The organism is Streptomyces sp. NPDC020983 (assembly GCF_044333485.1).
In the GTDB taxonomy this organism is placed as follows: Bacteria; Actinomycetota; Actinomycetes; order Streptomycetales; family Streptomycetaceae; genus Actinacidiphila.
The window spans coordinates 1-19,055 of record NZ_JBIRRA010000020.1 but is presented as its reverse complement, the minus strand read 5'-3'; the positions used below and the strand labels follow the sequence as shown (position 1 = coordinate 19,055).

The following is a 19,055-nucleotide window of genomic DNA, read 5'->3' as shown; positions in this document are numbered from 1 at the left end:
GGCGGTACGGGCACGTCAGTCGTCTCCTTCCGGTTCCTCGGGCGGCGTCGCGGATGGCGCGCCGGCGCCTTCGGGGGGGTCGTGGCGGACGTCGACGTCGCCGCCGTCGCCGTCGTGGTCGCTGCCCGCCGTGCCCTGGCTGTGCAGCATCGTGTTGAGGGTCCGGTCGACCTCCAGCCAGGAGTCGGCGTTGGAGTTGTCGATGACCACGAGTCCGTTGTTGTCGCCGTGCGTCTGCTCGGGCTGCTCGGGCCCGTCGTCGTCACGGCAGCACGGGGGCGTCTGCGGCGCCGCGCTGGCGTCCACCGGGGCCGTACCCGCGGCCGCGGAGGCCTGCGTCCAGCCGGCGCCCGCGGCCAGCAGGCCCGCCGCCAGCAGGCCCGCGGCGCCGGCCCGGCGGACGGCTGTGCGCCGGACGCCCGCGTGCCTGCCGCTCATCGCGCGCCGCCCGTTCAGACGCCGACCGGCGCGCCGACCGGCGTGCGGTCGTGCGGGACGCCCGAGGAGCCGTGGTGGCGGCTGATGTTGCGTTCGAGCAGCTGGGTGGAGCCGGCCACGCCGACCGCGCCCGCGCCGCGCACCTCGGGCAGCCGGCCGTCGGCCTCCTTCAGTCCGGTCATCGCGCTCTCGATCGCGGTGTGCGCGGCGAAGAGGCAGGGGGTGCTGTAAATGGCGACGTCGACGCCGAGTCCGGTCAGCTCGCTCAGGGACAGCCGCGGCGACTTGCCGCCGCCGATCTGGTTGAAGAGCAGCGGCTTGTCGCCGATGACCGCGCGGATGCGGTGGATCCACTCGACGCTGCGCACGCCGTCGACGAGCACGACGTCCGCGTCCGTCTCCGCGAGCGCGGCGGCCCGGCGCAGGATCTCGGACTCCTCGGTGGCGTCGGTGCGGGCGACGACCAGCAGGTCGGTCCGGCTGGCGAGCACCAGCTCCAGCTTCTCCAGGTATTCCTCCAGCGGCAGCGTGAGCTTGCCGTCCGCGTGCCCGCAGCGGCGCGGCCGCTTCTGGTCCTCCAGGATGACGCCGGACGCGCCCGCCCGCTCCAGCCGCTGGACGACGTGGCAGGCCACCTCCGGGTCGACGTAGCCGTCGTCGATGTCCACGAGGAGGTGGTGCCGGGGGAAGGCCAGCCGCAGCCGCTCGGCGAAGGCGACCATGTCCGGCCAGGCGATGAAGCCGATGTCGGGCAGGCCGTAGTACGACGCGGCGAAGCCGAATCCGGAGACGAAGAGGCCGTTGTAGTGCTGGGCGGCGATGGAGGCGGAATACATGTCGTAGACCCCGATGAGCGGGGTGGTCCCGGCGGAGGCGATCTCGTTCCGCAGGACGGTTCCGTAACTCACGCGTTCTCCCTGGCTGGTGATGGGCACGGCACAAGGCATGGGCAACGGAAGGCCGCGCGCCACGCGCAGGGCATGGACGCGCGGCATATGCGCATGCCGAAAACTTTGCCCAGCTTTGCCGAACTTTGGCCTCCCTGCCAAGCTCTGATGGGATTTGGGGCCCTATCGGGCTATTCCTCGACGCACGCGGTGGACTCGGTTGCGATCATCACAACGGCGTCATGCCACCGAGAGCGAGTGCAGCAGCCCGTACGAGGCGCCGACGATCGCCGTAAGCCGGTCGTGCCGGGTCGCGAACCCGGCGACGGCGGTACGGGTCGCGGGGTGGAAGCCCAGGAAGCACTGCTGCCCGAAGGTCGCGCCCGCGTGGAAGAGCAACGGGCCCCCGCGGCCCGGGTGCTGGAACCACGTCAGGGTGTGGACCTCGCGGCGGTGCCGTGGCGTGCGGCGGCGCAGCTGCGGGACCTGGACGTCGCGCAGCGCCGCCGCCCGCGGGTCGAGCAGCGCCTCGGCGTACGTGAGCAGGTCCGCGGGAGTGGCGAGCAGGCCGCCCGCGGGCCCGAAGGCGGCCATGTCGACCGCGGGCACCGGGGTGCGGCCGTCGCCGCGGTGGCCCGTCGCCGGGGTGGCCCCGCCGGGGCCGAGGGTGGTGCCGTCCAGGCCGAGCGGGCGCAGGACGCGGCGGGTGAGGAGTTCGGCGTAGGGGGCGCCCCCGGCGTGTTCGAGGACGGGGCCGAGCAGGGCGATGCCGAGGTTGGAGTAGTGCCAGCGGGTGCCGGGGGCGTGCCGCGGGCGGGCGGCGGCGAGGGCGGCGAGCAGGCGCTCGCGGGTGTAGCCGGCGTAGCCGTTGGTCTGCGGGTGCAGCACCGCCGGGACCAGCAGGTCGCGGGGGACGCGGGGCAGGCCCGAGGTGTGCGTCGCGAGGTGGCGCAGGGTGATGCGGCCGGCGGCCGCGCCGTACGTGCCCGGCAGGTGGGCGGTGAGCGGGTCGTCGAGGGCGAGGGCGCCCGCGCGGGCGAGGTCGGCGAGGAGCAGGACGGTGAAGGTCTTCGTGAGCGAGCCGAGGCCGTACGCCAGGTGCTCGCGCCCGGCGGCCCCCGCGCCCGGCCCGGCGGGAGCGTGCGCGCCCGCACCCGTACCGCCGAAGGCGTACGTGCGGTGGCCCGCGCGGCTGACGGCGAGGACGACGTCGGGGGCCCGCACGCGCGCCAGCGCGGCCTCCAGCAGCGGGGCCTCGGGGGCCGCCCGCACGTGCGTGGGCGGCGGGGGGAGGGTCGCCGTCACGCCGCCACGTCCGCGGACAGCGCGCGCGAGGTGGCCATCGCGGACGCGAACGCCGCGACCAGCGTGGGGTGGTGGACCTCGTCGAAGACCGTCGCCGGGTCGCCCTCGGGCAGCTTGCCCTGCACCGGCACGGCGCCGTCCGGCCCCTGCGCGGCCGCGTACCGCCCCCACACGTCCGCGTCCAGCGTGGGACGCGGCAGGCACGCGTCGACCACCAGCAACTCCCCGACGAGGTCCCAGTGCTCGAGTTCGGCCCAGTCCTCCAGCCAGGCGGGCAGGTAGCGCGCGAGGTAGTCGGCGACGGCGGGCGGGATGCCGTCCGGGTCGGCGCCCCAGTCGGTGAGATGGAAGACGGTGTGCGTGATGTGGTAGGCGATGTGCAGCTGCACGGTCCAGGGTTCGGGCAGGCGGCCGAGCCAGGTCGCCGCGAGGGCCTGCTCCCGGTCGCCGCTGGGCATGAGCCCGATCTTGCGCTCGGCGTTGAGCACGCCGAGCCGGCGGTTGGGCATCATCTCCAGCGCCTGCCAGCTGACCGTCGTCCGGGCCAGGTTGATGGCCGCCTCCAGGCCGGGGTGGCGGTGGCCCAGCTCGTACAGGCTCGCGTAGATCTCCAGCGGGACGGGCGACATGGGCTCCTGGCGCTGGAGTTCGGCGAGCAGGTTGCCGCCGTCGAGCAGGTCGCGCCACGCGAAGTCCAGCAGCCGCGTCGAGGCCTCGTGCTGCCGCGAGCCCGCGACGCCCTCGCGCGAGAGCACGCGCATGTTGACCGCCAGCTCGCCCACCGGCTTGAGGCGCTCCACGATCCCGCGGCCGGTGGCACGGTCCTCGTCGGTGAGCCGGAAGTGCTCGCGGTTCGCGTCCAGCCAGGCCAGCGCCCGGTCGCCGACGGCGTGCAGCAGCGCGGGGGGTGCGGCGCTCGCGGTCACGGTGTCGCCTCGCTTTCCGTGGATGCTCGGGCAAGCGTGGCCGCGAAGGCGGCCACGAGGGTGGAGTGGTAGCAGGCGAGGAAGACCTCGTGCGGCGTGGCGCCCGGCGGCGGCGGGTCGCCGCTCTCCGGCAGGGCGCCGTCCGGGGTGCGGGCGGCGGCCAGCCGGGCCCAGTGCCCGGCGTCCGGGCGGCCGCCCGGCAGGCACGCGGCCACCGCCAGGAATTCGCCCGTCAGGTCCCACAGCCGCTCCTCCGACCAGACCTGCGTCCAGGCGGGAAGCCACAGCCGCAGGTACGCCGCGAGGTCCGCGGGCAGCCGCTCGGGCGCCCGGCCCCAGTCGGTGGTGTGGAAGACGTCGTGCGTGATGCCGTACGCGCCCTTGCGGTCCAGTGCCCACGGCTCGGGGCGGATGCCGAGGCCGGTGCGGGCGAGGACGTCCGCGAAGTCCGCGTGCGGCGGCAGTCCGATGCGGCGCTCGGCGTTGAGGACGCCGAGCGTGCGGGTGCGGTCCTCGCGCTCGACCCGCCACCGCCGCAGGGCGGTCGTCGCGGCGATCAGCTCCTCGGCCCCCGGGTGGCGCAGGCCCGCGCCGGCGAAGATCCCGTACAGCTCCACCGGGTACGTCGCCGCGGGCTCGCCGTGCACGAGCTCCGCGAAGAGCTCGCCGCCGCGGGTCTCCTTCCACGTGAAGGCGAAGAGGTCGGCGGCGGCGTCCCGCACGGCGGGGAGCGGGTGGAGGGCGACGACGACGCGCATCAGCTCGGCCAGCTCGCCGAGCGGCTTGAGCGTGAGGTTGGGGTCGGCGTCGGTGGTGACGTCGGCGGGCAGCCGGAAGCACGGGCGCATCGCGTCGAGCCGGTGCAGCGCCCCCGCGGCGACGTCGTCGAGGAGGTCGCGCAGCCCGTCGCCGCCGGCCCCCGCCGCCGGGCTCACCGGGGGCCGCCGCCGGGGAAGCGGCGGGCGGCGGTGGTGTGCAGGGCCACCCGGGGGTCGCCGCAGCTCATCCGGTGCACGTAGATCAGGCCCGCGTCGAGCCCGAGCGTGGCGGGGACGTCCGGGGCCCGTACCAGCCAGCGCCCCACGCCCGCCGCCTGGAGCCAGTCCCGCCGCCGCACCGCCCGGACGAAGCCGCGCGCGAGGTCGCCGGTCCGCCCGGCCACGCCCGCCGCGAGCGCGGGGGCCAGGCCCGGCAGCGAGAGGGCGGCGAGCTGGGCGGCGCGGTGCGAGAGCCGCGGCCACGGATCGGTGCGCACCCATGCGTCGTCCCCGCCGCCCGCGGCGCCGGCCGCCGGCACCTCCGCCGCCGCGGGCAGGTACGCCCGGGACGCCTCGGCCAGGCCGCGGTAGCTCCACCACGACACGTCGGAGGCGTCCGCACCCGGCGGGTAGGCGGCCAGCGCGTCCCGTACGAGCTGCGCGTCCGGCGCGCCGCCCGCGGGGTCCGGCGCCAGCGCGTACGGCGCGAGCACGTCCGCGCCCAGCACCCGGATCGCGGCGAGCGCCACCCGGTCGTCCTGCGCGAGAAGGGCCGACAGCGCGTAGGAGCCGCCCTCGCCGTCAAGGGCGAGGGCGACTCCGTTGGCGACATCGGCCACCGCAGCGCTCAGGGGAGAGTTCTCCTGCGCCTGCTCGGCCAATGGTCTCCCCTTGCCGTCAGCGGTCGTCCGTCTTCACGGGCCGGGGGGTCGGGGGCGACACGAGCAGCAGTCCTGCGAGGAGCAGGCCGCCGAAGCACTCGCGGCTGTCGCGGTAGATGCCTTCCGGTTCTGCGGAATCCAGCAGTCCTTCGACCTCAGCGGCAAGCGCTGCCGTCTCGACCGGGGCTGTCAGCTCCGTAGCCATGGGACCATCTCCTTCTTTCCGGTGGATCTCCAGACTGACATCCCGGGCATATGCCCGCAAACCGGACAGCGCGACGGCCGGGGCACCTCAGAGGACGGCCACCCGGTCCCGGCGGGGCGGCAGCATCTGGCCGAGGACGATCAGCGCGAGGCCGGCGAGCAGGACGGCGTTCCCGCCGAGGAAGCGCTCCTGCCACGGGAGGCCCGGCAGGACACCGAGGCCGAAGAGCGCCTGCCCGGTGACCGACGCCCCCGCCACCAGCGCGCCGGCCGCGTGGAGTTGGGGCCTCCCGGCATGGCGGCGCGCGAGGGGCGGCAGCCACCCGGTCCGGAGCGTCGCCCACCCCGACGCGATCACCAGCAGCCCCACGACCGCGCCCGGTCCCGCCACCCAGATCATGTCCACTCCCCCGTTCTCCGGCCGGAGAAGCCCGCAGCGTGGGTCACGCCGGGGCCGGCCCCCCTGGATCCTCGCCGGACACCGCCGCCCCCGGCCAGACCGGGATCCGGCAGTCCGCGCACGTCACGGCTGCCGTACCCGTGCAGCACGCCCCCCGCGTCCGCGCGCCCCGCGCTCCTCACGTCCGCACGACGGAGAAGCACATGATCCCCGACGGGGTCGGGCTCTCGGGTACGGGACCTTCGGCCTGGGCGGCGAGAAGGCGCTCGACGCGGTCGGCCTCGGGGATGCGCCACTGGACGCGGTAGGACTCGGCCGCCTGCCGCCAGGCGGCACGGGCGGCGGCGGCCCGGCCCAGGTGCGCCTGGGCGTAGCCGAGTTGTTCGAGGACGTCGGCCTCGAAGTAGACGTTGCGGCGCTTGCGGTGGATGAGCACCGCGTGCTCGTAGTGCTCCAGGGCGGCAGCCGGGTCGCCGGTGCGCTGGGCGACGAAGCCCAGGTTGACGGACGCCTCCGCCTCGGCGTCGGTCTGGTCGTGGGAGCGGGCCAGGACGTACGCGGCCTGCGCGTGGGCGCGGGCCTCGGTGTAGGCGCCGACGTGGGTGGCGGCGCGGGCCGCGGCGTTGAGGGACAGGCCGATCCACACCGGGTCGCCGATCGTGCGGAAGACGGACAGGGCGCGGGTGGCGTCCGCCAGGGACTGGCGGCCGTCTCCGGCGTAGTGGTGGCCCGCGGCGAGGTGGAAGTGCGCCTCGGCCCGGCAGAAGACGTCGCCGGCCGCCTCCGCGAGCGCCCTCGCGCGCCGCAGGTGGGGCAGCCCCTCGGCGTGGCGGCCGGCCCGCACGCAGGCGCCGCCGTAGCCGCAGCGCACCATGTACGCCGCCTCGGGATGGCCGGACAGGTGCGGCAGGGCGGCCAGCGCGTCCCGCCACGACACCAGGTCGTCGCGCATCCTGCCGCGGCGGATCCGGTACGTCATCAGGGCCCACGCGATCTTCCAGACCACCTCGTGGCGGTGCTGCGCGACGGCGTCCTCACGCAGCACCGCGAGGTTCGCGTATTCGGTGTCGAGCCAGGCCAGCGCCTGCGCGAGCCCCTCGAAGCGGAGCGGCTCGGCGCCGGCGACGGGCTCGGGCAGCGCGATCGCCGCCCGCTGCGGGTAGAGCCGGCGCTCGGCCCGGAAGAGGGAGTGCAGGTAGAAGTCGTCCAGCCGGGCGCGGGCCGCCGCGACGTGCTCCGGCCCGGCCGCCCGGCCCCGCTCGGCCGCGTACAGCCGCACCAGGTCGTGCGTGCGGTAGCGGCCGGGGGCCGGCTGCGCCACCAGGTGCGCGTCGTCCAGCTCGCGCAGCAGCGCCGCCGCCCGCTGCGGCGGCCGCCCCGCCAGGCTCGCGGCCGCCTCCGTGCCGATCTCCGCGTACGGCACCGACCCCAGCAGCGCGAAGAGCTCCGCGGCCGGCTCGGACAGCGCCCGGTAGGACGACTCCAGCGCCGCCCGCAGCCCGACGAGCGAGCCCTCGACCTCCAGCGCGTCCAGCCGCGCGCTCTCGTCCCGCAGTTCGGCCGCCAGATCCGCCAGCGGGAAGCCGTCCCTGGCCCCCCAGCGGGCCGCCGCGATCGTCAGCGCCAGCGGCAGGCCGCCGCAGCGGTCGAGGATCTCCGCGGCGGCCTCGGGCTCCGCGGCCACCCGGCGCAGCCCGAGGCGCCGGCCGAGCAGTTCCCGTGCCTCGGCGGCGGGCAGCGGGTCGAGCCGGATGCGGCGCGCGTCGTGCGTCGTGGCCAGCCCGTCGAGCCGCCGCCGGCTGGTGACCAGCACGGGCGCCGAGCCGCCGCCCGGCAGCAGCGGCACCACCTGCCGGGTGTCGGCCGCGTCGTCCAGCACCACCAGCATCCGGCGGCCGGCCACCATGCTGCGGTAGAGGGCCGCCTGCGCGTCGAGCGCGGGCGGGATCGCCTCCTGCGGCAGCCCCAGGGCCAGCAGGAAGCCCTGCAGGGCGGTGGCCGGGTCGACGGGCGGCCCGCCCGGGTCGAATCCGCGGAGGTTGACGTAGAGCTGGCCGTCGGGGAAGGCGGCGGCGTGCCGGCGCGCCCACTCCAGGACGAGGCTGGTCTTGCCCATACCGCCGCCGCCGCAGACGGTGGTGACGACGGGGGACACGGGGTGGGCGCCGGGCTCACCCGGGGGCGGCGGGCCCGCGCGTGAGCTGTCACCGCCCGGCAGCAACTGCGCCGATAAGCGGTGCAGTTCCTCCTCGCGGCCGGTGAAGTGCCGTGTCCCGGCGGGGAGCTGGCGGGGCGTCGGCACACCGGCCGGGGCGCGGGGCGGTGGCGCGGGCTGCGTCTGCGCCGGGCGGGCGGCCCCGCGGGGCGTACCGGCCACCACGTTGCGCCACTGCTCCCGCCACGCGGCCGGATCACCGCCGCAGGCCTCGACGTAGGCCAGTGCGACGTCCAGGGTCGGCAGGGTGCTGCCGTCGGCGGCCCGGGCCAGGGTGGAGGCGGAGTAGTGTGCCGCGCGCGCCATCGCCCGGTAGGACGGCGCTCCCGCGGACTGCCGCAGGGCGCGTAACTGCGCCGCGAATTCGGCCACCGGGCCGGCAGCGGCGTCCACGGCTCGTTCCGGGCGTCCCACCAGCCTCCCCCAGACCACTAGCCCGTCTTTGTCTCATCTCCCGCGACAATTCTGCCGGACAAATCACGGGACGGACATGCTGGGACGGGAACCCGCCACCCAGGTGTCGCCGACACGACCGGTCCGCGACGCGCGGAGCCGCAGGGTACTGACGGGGCGACGAATCGTGGGGAGTTGCGATGTCGGAGAACCAGAAGGTGTCGGACATCAGGCAGGCGCGCGAGGGCAGGGAGAGGCGGCAGGACCCGGAGAGCCGGCAGGAACCGGCCGGACCGCGACCGACCGGAAAACGACCCACCGGACCGGAGAGCCGGCCGGTGCCGGTGGCACAGAAGATGCCGCCGCCCCGGCTGGTGCGCCTCGTCGAACGGCTGCGGGAAGGCGTGTTCCGCCTGCACCAGAGGATGATGCCGCCCCCCGTGACCATGCTGGAGATGATCACCGCCGGGATGGTGAGCCAGGCGGTCCAGGTCGCCGCCACCCTCGGCATAGCCGACGTGCTCGCCGAGGGCCCGCTCACCCCGGAGGAGATCGCCCGGCAGGTCGGCGCGGACGCGGACGGCGTCCGCCGGCTGCTGCGCGCCCTCGCGAGCCAGGGCGTCTTCCGCGCCGACCGCTCCGGCCGCTTCGCCCTCACCCCGCTCGCGAGCACCCTTCGCTCGGACGCGGAGATGCCGATGCGCTCGATCGCGATCTTCACCAACGCGCCCGAGCAGCGCGAGCACTGGTCCCACCTGCTGGACGCCGTACGCACCGGCGAGCCGGTCATGGAGAAGGTCCGGGGGGTCGACGTCTGGACGTTCTTCGAGAAGAACGAGGAGCTGGCCGACGTCTTCAACGACGCGATGACCGACTTCTCCAACTTCACGCTGGCGCCGGTGACGGCCGCCTACGACTTCCGCCCCTTCACCTCCGTCGTCGACGTCGGCGGCGGCCAGGGCGCGATGCTCGCGGCGATCCTGGCGCGGGCGCCGCGCGCGGAGGGCGTCGTCTTCGACCTGTCCTCGGCGGTGGCGGGCGCCGCCGACACGCTGCGGAACGCGGGCCTGGCCGACCGCGCCCGCGTCGAGGCCGGGTCCTTCCTGGAGCGGGTGCCCGAGGGGGGCGACTGCTACCTGCTGAAGAACGTCCTCCACAACTGGCCCGACGAGGAGGTGGCGCTGATCCTGCGCAACGTGCGCCGCGCCATCGCCCCCGGGGGACGGCTGCTGATCATCGAGCTCATCATCCCGGAGGGCAACGGCTCCCACCCCGGCAAGCTCTCCGACCTCGACATGCTCCTCCTGGTCGGCGGCCGCGAGCGCACCGAGGCCGAGTCGCGCACCCTGCTGGCGAACGCCGGCTTCCGCCTGGACCGGGTGATCCAGACCGCCTCCCCGCTGTCCGTCCTGGAGGCGACACCGGTCTGAGGACGGAGGCGAAACACAACGGGCCGCCTGCCCCGGGGAGTTGGGGGGCAGACGGCCCGACGTGCGGGAGGGGACCTCAGCTGCCGATGCGCGGCAGACCGGAGAACGGGCCCGGCAGCGGCGTGCTGGTCTGCTGGGCGCGCGCCAGCGCGAGGACCGCGCCGACCGCGGCCAGGATCAGGCTGATCCAGAAGCCGAAGGCGTGGCTGACGACGTCACCGAAGTCGTCGTGCGCGAAGATCGCGATGACGTAGAGCACGAAGCTCACCACGAAGCCCACGAACGTGAGCATCCGCGGGGCGGCCGGCAGCGAGACGGTCGGCGCGAAAAGGCTCAGCGCCAGTACGCCGGCGGAGACGACGCCTATCGCCATCGCGAACCAGGCGATGAAGAAGCCGTGGTCGAAGTTCCAGGCGTTCCAGTCCTGGCTGTAGTGGGCGCCCATGATGTTCGCGGACGCCGACTCGTAGGCGAAGAAGGAGAAGATGAAGAGAAGGGCCCCGACACCGAGAATCGCCCAGTCGAGGCGATTGACGGAGTTGGGGTCGAACGAGCCCCCGGGCCGGCCGCCCGCGGGCGGCGGCGGAGCCGGCGGACCGGGGGGCGGCGGCACCTCGTACGTCATGGCGTGTTGTCTCCCTGCGCGTATGAACTGTTTGTCAGTCGGCCGCTGAGACTAGCGCGTGACGTGTCCCACGTCAGCCCGTTGCGCAGCGTTGTGAGCGGTGACCCGAATGAGCGTGGAGCAACACCGGAAACGGCTGGGGCGTAAGTGCCGGTGACGTATCCACGGGAATCAGCGGCAACTTCCGCATTTGCCCCCGGTGAATCCGAGCGGGCGTTCGGATGGGCCGGGTGGAGAGTCAACTCGCCGTGATCACGGTGCAATTGGGATGTAAAGCGTACTCGTGGGAGAGGAGGGGCTCGGTTTGTCACCGCGGTGTGCAGATTGCCGCAGCAAAGTCGCGTGCGCTGCCGCGGCGTCCGGATCGTTACGTAAGCGTGCCGATTTCCGGGGGCGCCACCCCGCCGCGTCCGCCGCCCCCGCCGGACGGCGCTAGGCGCCGCCTTCCGCGCGCTCCCACTCCCCGGCCGTCACAGCCCTGAGGGCGCCCTCCGCCGCGGTCAGGGTCCCGCCCTCGCGCACGGGACCGGCGTCGCCCTCGAACGCGGCGTGGCTCAGGCGCAGTTCCTCCGCGCCCTGCGCCTTCAGCGCCGCCATCGCCCACCGGTCCGCCCCCTCCCCGGCGGGCGGCACCGCCAGGTGGACCAGCACCTCCCCCCTGTCCTCGCGGCCGTCCCACCGCACGGACGGCGCCGAGTAGAACACCGCCCGCAGCCGGGCCCCCGGCGGGACATCCCCCGGCACGGCGGGCGGCTCCGGGGCCGACTCCGGCAGCAGCGCGGCCAGTTCGGGGCGGTGGCGCACCATCCGCAGCGCCTCCCGGAAGACGGGCACCATCTCCGAACCGCCGCGCCGGAACCACTCCTCGACCAGCTCCCGGTACGCCGCGTCCCTGCGCCGCCACGAGAGGTGCGCACCCGCCGCGATCACGTCCGAACCCGCACCGGCGAAGGTGCGGTGCAGGGCGGCGAGCGGCGGCTCGTGGGCGGAGGAGGAGAAGCGCACCCGGCGGACGGTGACCATGGCCCAGCGCATCACGGCGGCGGCCGTGTCGACGTTGCGGCCCACGATCACGTACGGCGGGCGGCGGGCGCCCGGGCGGCGGAAGCGGCGGTCGGGCGGCAGCACCGCGTCGGCACGGCGGCCCGACGGGGACAGGTGCCACCAGGTGTCGTCCACGTGGATGTCCGCGGACGCGGCCCGCAGGGTGCCGCGGGCGCCGAGTTCCAGGGCCCAGCCGCCGTTCTCCGCGCGCACGCTGAGCCCCCGGGCGTCGGTGACGTCCAGGTCCGCGCCGGTGACGCCCTGCAGGAAGAAGCCGAGGGAGGCGACACTGTCCGGCTTGGCGCCGGGCGCCGGGTAGCGGCGGGGGACGCTCACGGAGACACGGGCGTCCAGCCGGTCGCCGCTGCGCTCGGCGCCGAAGCCGCGCAGCTCGGCCGCGCCCAGCTCGTAGTCGCCGGGCAGTCCCCCGGCGATCTGGGGCGTCAGCGGCCCGTACGGCGCGCTGACCCTTCCCTCGTAGTCGCGGTACAGCTCCCCGGACCTCTGCCGGGGCAGCCGGAAGGGCACGCGCAGCCCCGCGGCGGCGGCGCGGTCCCGTATCCACTCCTGGCGCTCCTCGCCGAGGTCGGCCATCCACCGCAGTGCCGTCCGCGCGTGGAACTCCCGCGTCCAGGACGTGGCGGACTCCGCGGCGCGGAAGAACGGGACGGTGTTGTTGTCCCACACGTCCGCGGTGTCCGCGAGCAGTCGCCGGTCGAAGCGGCGGGCGTCGGCGCACACACCGACGAACTCCCACGACTGGTCGGCCAGCGCTCCGAGCACCGCGAGAGCCGATCCCTTGCGCAGCGCCGGGGCGGGAGGTGAATCGGGCGTCATGCGGCGATGGTGACACGGAGCGGCGGCCTCCGCGCCGGGCGCGGGCGAACCGCGCCCGGCGCGCGGTGCGGCGGGTGCCCGCCCTGTCCGGCGCGGCGCACGGGGCCGGCCGGCCCGCGGGGCGCGCCGTTCCCCTCAGCGCGTCCCCACCCGCTCCCGGGGGCGGCGTGCGGAGTAGCGGGCCCGGGCCTCGTCGGCGGTCAGCGTCACCGGCTCCGCGGGCGGCCGCGCCGCGAAGTGCTCCCGCAGGACGTGCCCGCAGGCCGGGGCGATGGACGTGGTCAGGGGGACGGCCAGGGCGGGGCGGGCGGTCAGGCGCATCGCCTGGCGCAGCAGCGGGCGGGCGAGCCGCACGGCGGCGGCGGTCGCGCGCGGGCGGGGGAAGCCGGTGACGCGCCAGAACCAGTCGGGCATGGCCGCGACGGTCAGGGCGGCGGTCACGCGTGAGACCGCGCCCAGCCGCGGGCCGACGCTGCCCAGCGGCGGCCACAGCAGGTAGCGCATCCCGTCGTTGGCCCGCTCGGACGTGCACAGGGACGGCCGCAGTGCGGCGTAGTAGGCGACGGCCTCGGCACGCGAGCGGGGTACGCCGGCGGGCGGGCAGGTCTGGAGCCCGGCGGCGGTCGCGCATTCCGCCCAGTAGCGGCGGTCCTCCGCGTCGCTCAACCGCCCCGGCCCGTAGGCCTCGTAGCACGCCTGCGCGGACTCCCACGCGACGACGTGCACCCACAGCTGCGAGGCGGGGCTGTTGGCGCCGTAGCGGCGGCCGGTGACCGGGTCGGTGCCGGTGACGCGTGCGTGGACACCGGTGACGGCCTCGGCGGTGCGCACGGCGGTGCGGGCGTCGCCGAGCGCGATGGTGAGCAGGTAGCCGAAGGTCCGGTCGAAGCGGCCGTGCGGGTCGCGGTACATGCCGCCGCTGTCGGCGGCCGCCGCGGCGAGCAGCGGGTCGAGGTGCTCCAGGACGATGGCGCGCTGGAAGCCGACCAGCGCCGTCGGCGCCGACCACACCCTCCAGCTGACGGAGTCCGGCCCGAACAGGCCGTGGTCCAGGGCGCGCAGCGGTCCGCGCTGCTCGGTGCCGGGGGCGGCGGGGACGGCGGGGACGGGGACGGGGACGGGTCGCATGACGGGCTCCGGACTCGGCGGGGACGGGGGGCGGCGGGACGGCAGGTCTTCGGCGGGGGTCACCACGGACCCTGCGCGGGGCGGTCCGGCCCGGAGCGTGCGACGTCGCCGTCGGTGTCGGCGTAGTGGCTCCAGAACTGGTTCCGGAAGGTGGACTCCGGGTCGAGCTTGGCCTTGTGGCGGAAGAAGTCGTCGACCGCCGGATACGCCCGGCGCAGCTGCTCCGGCGTGGCGTAGCGGTGGTAGCTGAGGTAGTACGTCCCGCCGGCGGCGAGCGCGCAGTCCAGCAGTGCGCGCATGACGCGCACGGTGCGCCCGATGGCGGCCTGGTCGAGCGGCTGGCGGAAGTAGACGACGGCGGCGACGCGGTCCTCGGTGGCGTAGGACAGGAAGGCGTCGGTGTTGCGGGGCACGAACCGCATCGTCGTGTTGAGCAGCTGGAACCTTTCCGCACGCAGCACCGCCCGTCCCGCGTCGAGGAATTCGGTGATGCGGTGCGCGGGCAGGAAGAACTCCTGGAGCCAGTAGCCGGACCGCTTCCGCGGGATGCTCAGGGCCTGGATCGACTCCTTGGCGACGTTGTTGCGCCGCACGGTCTCCATCCGCGCCCGGTGCTGGACCTCCCACCCGAAGCGGCGCTCCCGCATCCACGAGCTGTAGGTGCAGCCGAGGAAGAGCCCGCGCTGCTTGAGCAGGTCGATCCGGCTGAGCGGTTCGCTGCGCACGGGTTCGCGGCTGCGCCCGCCGGGGGTGAGGCGGTAGTCGACGCACAGCAGCTTCTCCCACAGCTCGGACGGGGTGACGGCGAGCCGTGCGTAGTGGAAGTGCACGGGGCCCTCCGCCGGTTCGGCGCCGGCCGAGGCGGTGACCTCGCGCAGCGTCCTCGGGTACTCGCCGGTCGGCATCACCGCGACACGGGACTTGCGGTATTCGTGGTTCCCGGTGAGTTCGATCGTGACGTCCAGCAGCACGCCGATCAGGCCCAGCCCGCCGAGGACGAGACGGAAGACGTCGGGGTCGCGCTCGCGGTCGGCGGTGACGAGCTCGCCGTCCGCGAGCATGACGCGCAGGCTCACGACCGTCGCGGCGAGCACGCCGGTGTCGATGTTGCGGCCGTGGGCGTTGATGCTGACCGAGCCGCCGACGGTGAAGACGCCGTAGCTCTGCGTCACGCGGGGCGACAGTCCCAGCGGGTCGAGCGCCTCGCGCAGCGCGTCCCAGGTCACGCCCGCCTGGACGCGGGCGGTGCGGCCCGCGACGTCGATGTCGAGGATGCGGTCGAGGGCGCCGGTGTCGATCTGCACGGCGCCGTCGGCGAGGTTGAGACCGCCCTGGTTCCAGCCGCCGCCCCGGATGCACACCCCCGTGCCGGTCCGGCGGGCGCGGGCGAGCACGTCGCGGACCTCGCGGGCGTCACGCGGGCGGGCGAGACCCGCGGCCTCGGCGGCGTACGTGCGGCTGCCGTCGGTGATCAGCGTGCTCATGGTGGCGGGGCTCCCGGAACGTGTCGGCGGATTCGGAACGGCGAAACGGCGCAGCAGTGGCCGCCCGGACGCGGAATGCGGCGGTCGCGGGCCGCGCCGGCGAGTAAGGCGCGGTGGCGTCGCGGAGCGGACGGCCGCGGTGAACGCGCGCCCCCGGCCCCGCCGTCGACCCCAGCCAAGCGCAATCGGCCCCCCGCAAGCGGGCGGTTTCGGCCCCGGCGCCGTCAATTCACTCAACTGCCGGACGCATCCCCACAATGCGGTCGGTATCGTCCGCCGGAGCGAACGGAAGACCCCTCCCCGGCCCGACCAGCAGGACAGGACGATCAGGTGGACGCACTTCGCAGCAAGGACGCAGCCGGACCCCCGCACCCCGCGGACGGTTCCCCGAGACACACAGGAGGCGGCGGGCAGCACCCCGCGCGCACCCCCGGCGTCAGCTCCGACTGCGCCGTACCTTTCCTGGCGGGCGACGGCACACCGCTCAGCCTGGTCAACGTCCGCGGCCGGCACGCCCCCACCCGCGGCCCCGTCCTGCTCGTGCACGGCGCCGGGGTGCGCGCGGCGACCTTCCGGCCGCCCACCGGCCACACGATCGTCGACGCCCTGCTCGCCGCCGGATTCGACGTGTGGCTGGAGAACTGGCGGGCCGGAGCCGACCGGCCGCCCGCCCCCTGGACCCTCGACGACGCGGCCGCGTACGACCACCCGGCGGCCGTCGCCGCGGTGCTGCGGCACACCGGCGCCGACCGGCTGCCCGTCGTGGCGCACTGCCAGGGCTCGACGAGCTTCGTGATGGCGCTCATCGCCGGGCTGGTGCCGCAGGTCGACACCTTCGTCTCCAGCGCGGTGTCCCTGCACCCGGTCGTGCCGCGCGCCGCCGCCCGCAAACTCCGCTTCCTCACACCGCCCTTCGCCGCCGCCTCCCGCTTCGTCGACGCGCAGTGGGGCGCCCGGCCGCGCGGCCTCGTCCCGCGCCTGACGTACGCGGCGGCGTGCGCGCTGCACCGCGAGTGCGCCGACGGTGTCTGCCGCATGGCCAGCTTCATGTTCGGCGCGGGCCACCCCACGCTGTGGCGGCACGAGAACCTCGACGACGCCACCCACACATGGCTGCGGGACGAACTCGGCTGGGTCCCCCTCGACTTCTTCCGCCAGATGGCCCGCTGCGTACGCCGCGGCAGCCTCGTCCCCGTCACAAGGAACCCGCTGCTGCCCGACGACTTCGCCACCGCCGACCCCCGTACGGACGCGCGCTGCGTCTTCCTCACCGGCACGGCCAACGCCTGCTTCGCACCGGAGAGCCAGCTGCGCAGCCACGAGCACTTCACCGCCCGGCGGCCGCGCGAGGCGCACACCCTGCACCTCGTCGAGGGCTACGGCCACCAGGACGTCTTCATCGGCAGGAACGCCGCCCGCGACGTCTTCCCGCTCGTCGTCGCCGAACTGACCGGCCGCCCGCCCGTACCCGCGCCTCAGGCGGCCGTACGGGCGCGCGGCGGGGCGAACGTCCCCGCGTAGGGCAGGCCGCTCAGCTCCCGGACGGCGTCCATCACCGTGGCGGTGAAGTCCCGCGCGTGGCGCGGCGACGGGCCGTCCGGGGCGGGCGGCGGGACGAGCGGGGCGCCGAAGCGGATCGACACCGCGCCGCGCTCCCACACCGGGAGGCGGCGCCCGATCGGCTGCACCCGGTCGGTGCCGGTGATCCCGACCGGCACCACCGGCACCCCCGCGGCCATCGCCAGATGCGCCACGCCCGTCCGGCCGCGGTAGAGGCGGCCGTCCGGCGAGCGCGTGCCCTCCGGGTAGACGCACACCAGCCCGCCGCCGCGCAGCACCGGCAGCGCGGCCCGCAGCGCGGCCAACGCCTCGCGTCCCCCCGCCCGTTGCACGGGGATCGCGCCCAGTCCGCGCATCAGCAGCCGCATCCCGGCGCCGCGCGCACCCGTCCCGGTGAAGTACTCCTCCTTGGCCCAGAACGTCATCCGCCGCGGCACCGCGGACATCAGGAAGTACTCGTCGCACACGGACAGGTGGTTGGCTGCGACGATCGCGCCCGTCCCGCGCGGCACATGGTGCGCACCGCTGATGTCGAGGTCCCACAGCGCGCGCAGCGGGCGGCTGCCCAGCAGCCGGAAGGTGTCGTAGAGGTAGGCCATGGCGCCTCGTCTACCGGCGCGCCCGCCTCCGTACGGCCCGACGCCCGGCGTTCCGGGCCGAATTCACCGCTTTGCCACAGTGCGTCGCGATCGGCGCGGGCCCGCCGCACGGCTTGACTGGGCCACGGATCCCCGCCGGGGCCCTCCCCGCCGCGGGCCGGACACCCGGCCCGCTCCGCCGCGGCGCCCCGCGACCGGAGCGGGCCCGGTACGCCGCGCGGCCGGGCCACGGGACCCCCTCACCGCGGCCGTCCCCGCCGCGGACCGGACAGCCAGGAGGCACAAGTGGAAAAACGTATCCGCGTCGTCGTGACCGGACTCGGCGCGACCACCCCGGTGGGCGGCGACAGCACCACCTTCTGGCAGTCCCTGCTGGGCGGCACCAGCGGCGTGCGGGCGCTCACCCAGCCCTGGGCGCGCGAGCTGCCCGTACGCATCGCCGCCCCCGCCGCCCGCGACCCCGCCGGAGTGCTGGACCGGATCGACGCCCGGCGCCTCGACCGCTCCGCGCAATTCGCGCTCGTCGCCGCGCGCGAGGCCTGGGCGGACGCCGGACTCCGCGGACCCGCCGGGCCCGGCTCCCCCGTCGCACCCCGGCGGCTCGCCACCGTCGTCAGCTCCGCCGTCGGCGGCTGGCACACCCTGCTCGGCAGCTGGGACGCCATGGCCGCGGGCGGGGCCCGCGCGGTGCCGCCCCTCACCATCCCCAAACTCATGCCCAACGCGGCAAGCGCCCGCGTCAGCATGGAGTTCGGCGCGCACGGCGGCAGCCACGCCGCCGTCAGCGCCTGCGCCAGCGGCGCCGAAGCCATCGCCTCCGCTTGCGACCTCATCCGCTCCGGGCGCGCCGACATCGTCCTCGCGGGCGGCTGCGACGCCGTCATCCACCCGCTGGCCTTCGCCGCCTTCGCCGCCATGCGCGCCATGTCCCGGCGCAACACCGAACCCGAAGCCGCCTCACGGCCGTTCGACGCCGGACGGGACGGCTTCGTCCTCGGCGAGGGCGCGGCGGTCCTGGTCCTGGAATCCGCCGCGCACGCCGAACGGCGCGGGGCCCGCCCCTACGCCGAGATCGCCGGACACGGCGCCTCCGCCGACGCCCACCACCTCGCCCAGCCCGACCCCGCCGGGCGCGGTGTCGCCGAGGCGCTCTCGGCCGCCCTCGCCGACGCGGGCGCCTCCCCGTACGACGTCGCCCACGTCAGCGCGCACGCCACCGCCACACCCGCGGGAGACCTCGCCGAGGCCCGCGCCCTCGCCGGCGTCCTCGGGCCGGTCGCCGCCCGGCACGCCGCCGTGACCGCCACCAAGTCCATGACCGGCCACATGCTCGGCGCCTCCGGCGCGGTGCAGGCCCTCGCGTGCGTCCTCGCCCTCCACGAACGCGTCGCTCCCCCCGTCCTCAACCTCACCGCGGTCGACCCCGAGATCCGCGACCTCGATCTCGACCTCATCCGCGACAAGCCGCGCGAGCTGCCGTTCGAGGGGCCTCTCACGGCGCTCTCCGACGCGTTCGGCTTCGGCGGCCACAACGTGGTTCTCGTCCTGCGGACGGTCTGAGCCGGGGCCCTGGCGCCGGGGAGGCGCCAGGGCCTTGCCGGCTCGCCGCCGGGGGGCCGGGGGGGCGGCTTGCGGTGGGCCGCGGCCCGCGCCGGTGGGGGCTGGTCGCGGGGGTCCCCGCGGGGGCTTTCGCGCTGCGGGTTCGGTTCGCTGCGCGAGCTGGCGGTGGGTGGGGGTTGCTTGCGGGGGTCCCCGCGGCCTTTTTTTGCGCTGCGGGGTGCGGCTTGGGGTGTGCCGCGCGATCTTCTGCCGGTGGTGGGCTGGTCGCGCCGTTCCCCGCGCCCCCGGGTTGCCCGGCGGGGCATCGCGCTGTCCCTGCGGGGGTGGGGTCGGGTGCCACTCCGGGGGTACCTCCTCGGAATGCGCGTCTGACGTCATGAC

Annotated in this window: 17 protein-coding genes; 3 read left to right on the top strand and 14 right to left on the bottom strand. The window is 75.6% G+C overall.

The window, feature by feature from the left end:
* Positions 1-15: 15 nt before the first annotated feature.
* The 9 genes from ACH4SE_RS33120 to ACH4SE_RS33080 form a co-directional block, all read right to left on the bottom strand.
* Entirely contained in the window at positions 16-438 is a 423-nt protein-coding gene (locus tag ACH4SE_RS33120; protein WP_398547254.1) for a hypothetical protein, read from the bottom strand.
* Between the two features lie 14 nt (positions 439-452).
* Positions 453-1,346 (bottom strand): oxaloacetate decarboxylase, encoded by an 894-nt coding sequence (locus ACH4SE_RS33115; RefSeq protein WP_398547253.1) that lies wholly within the window; start codon positions 1,344-1,346, stop codon positions 453-455.
* 219 nt (positions 1,347-1,565) lie between these two features.
* Positions 1,566-2,630 carry a serine hydrolase domain-containing protein gene (locus ACH4SE_RS33110; RefSeq protein WP_398547252.1) on the bottom strand — a complete coding sequence of 355 codons (1,065 nt, stop codon included), beginning with the start codon at positions 2,628-2,630 and terminating at the stop codon, positions 1,566-1,568.
* Positions 2,627-3,556 (bottom strand): DUF6895 family protein, encoded by a 930-nt coding sequence (locus ACH4SE_RS33105; RefSeq protein WP_398547251.1) that lies wholly within the window; start codon positions 3,554-3,556, stop codon positions 2,627-2,629. Before ACH4SE_RS33105 ends, ACH4SE_RS33110 begins: the two co-directional genes overlap by 4 nt.
* Positions 3,553-4,491, bottom strand: a complete 939-nt coding sequence (locus ACH4SE_RS33100) for a DUF6895 family protein (RefSeq protein ID WP_398547250.1) — start codon at positions 4,489-4,491, stop codon at positions 3,553-3,555. Before ACH4SE_RS33100 ends, ACH4SE_RS33105 begins: the two co-directional genes overlap by 4 nt.
* Entirely contained in the window at positions 4,488-5,195 is a 708-nt protein-coding gene (locus ACH4SE_RS33095) for a hypothetical protein (protein WP_398547249.1), read from the bottom strand. The genes ACH4SE_RS33100 and ACH4SE_RS33095 overlap by 4 nt, the downstream gene beginning before the upstream one ends.
* Before the next feature lie 16 nt (positions 5,196-5,211).
* On the bottom strand, positions 5,212-5,400 hold the full coding sequence (locus ACH4SE_RS33090; protein WP_398174362.1) for a hypothetical protein: 189 nt from the start codon (positions 5,398-5,400) through the stop codon (positions 5,212-5,214).
* Between the two features lie 87 nt (positions 5,401-5,487).
* Positions 5,488-5,799: a hypothetical protein gene (locus ACH4SE_RS33085; protein ID WP_398547248.1), complete on the bottom strand. Its 312-nt coding sequence runs from the start codon at positions 5,797-5,799 to the stop codon at positions 5,488-5,490.
* 178 nt (positions 5,800-5,977) lie between these two features.
* On the bottom strand, positions 5,978-8,407 hold the full coding sequence (locus ACH4SE_RS33080; RefSeq protein WP_398547247.1) for an ATP-binding protein: 2,430 nt from the start codon (positions 8,405-8,407) through the stop codon (positions 5,978-5,980).
* 338 nt (positions 8,408-8,745) lie between these two features.
* Between ACH4SE_RS33080 and ACH4SE_RS33075 the strand changes: the two genes are divergently transcribed.
* Positions 8,746-9,837: a methyltransferase gene (locus tag ACH4SE_RS33075; RefSeq protein ID WP_398547246.1), complete on the top strand. Its 1,092-nt coding sequence runs from the start codon at positions 8,746-8,748 to the stop codon at positions 9,835-9,837.
* A gap of 76 nt (positions 9,838-9,913) precedes the next feature.
* On the opposite strand, the gene ACH4SE_RS33070 is transcribed toward ACH4SE_RS33075, so the two are convergent.
* The 4 genes from ACH4SE_RS33070 to ACH4SE_RS33055 all read right to left on the bottom strand — a co-directional run bounded on the left by ACH4SE_RS33070 (position 9,914) and on the right by ACH4SE_RS33055 (position 14,955).
* Complete coding sequence (locus ACH4SE_RS33070) at positions 9,914-10,462, bottom strand: hypothetical protein (RefSeq protein ID WP_398547245.1); 549 nt, start codon at positions 10,460-10,462, stop codon at positions 9,914-9,916.
* A gap of 432 nt (positions 10,463-10,894) precedes the next feature.
* Positions 10,895-12,343 (bottom strand): hypothetical protein, encoded by a 1,449-nt coding sequence (locus ACH4SE_RS33065; RefSeq protein WP_398547244.1) that lies wholly within the window; start codon positions 12,341-12,343, stop codon positions 10,895-10,897.
* A gap of 135 nt (positions 12,344-12,478) precedes the next feature.
* Entirely contained in the window at positions 12,479-13,471 is a 993-nt protein-coding gene (locus ACH4SE_RS33060; protein WP_398547243.1) for an oxygenase MpaB family protein, read from the bottom strand.
* Between the two features lie 59 nt (positions 13,472-13,530).
* Positions 13,531-14,955, bottom strand: a complete 1,425-nt coding sequence (locus ACH4SE_RS33055) for an FAD-binding protein (protein ID WP_398547242.1) — start codon at positions 14,953-14,955, stop codon at positions 13,531-13,533.
* 330 nt (positions 14,956-15,285) lie between these two features.
* On the opposite strand from ACH4SE_RS33055, the gene ACH4SE_RS33050 reads away from it, so the two are divergent.
* Positions 15,286-16,476: an alpha/beta fold hydrolase gene (locus ACH4SE_RS33050; protein ID WP_398547241.1), complete on the top strand. Its 1,191-nt coding sequence runs from the start codon at positions 15,286-15,288 to the stop codon at positions 16,474-16,476.
* Here the strand turns inward: ACH4SE_RS33050 and ACH4SE_RS33045 are convergent.
* Positions 16,431-17,114: a lysophospholipid acyltransferase family protein gene (locus ACH4SE_RS33045; RefSeq protein ID WP_398547240.1), complete on the bottom strand. Its 684-nt coding sequence runs from the start codon at positions 17,112-17,114 to the stop codon at positions 16,431-16,433. The two genes, ACH4SE_RS33050 and ACH4SE_RS33045, sit on opposite strands and share 46 nt — an antisense overlap.
* 285 nt (positions 17,115-17,399) lie before the next feature.
* Here ACH4SE_RS33045 and ACH4SE_RS33040 point away from each other — a divergent pair, with 285 nt between their 5' ends.
* Entirely contained in the window at positions 17,400-18,674 is a 1,275-nt protein-coding gene (locus tag ACH4SE_RS33040; protein WP_398547239.1) for a beta-ketoacyl-[acyl-carrier-protein] synthase family protein, read from the top strand.
* Positions 18,675-19,055 lie beyond the last annotated feature (381 nt).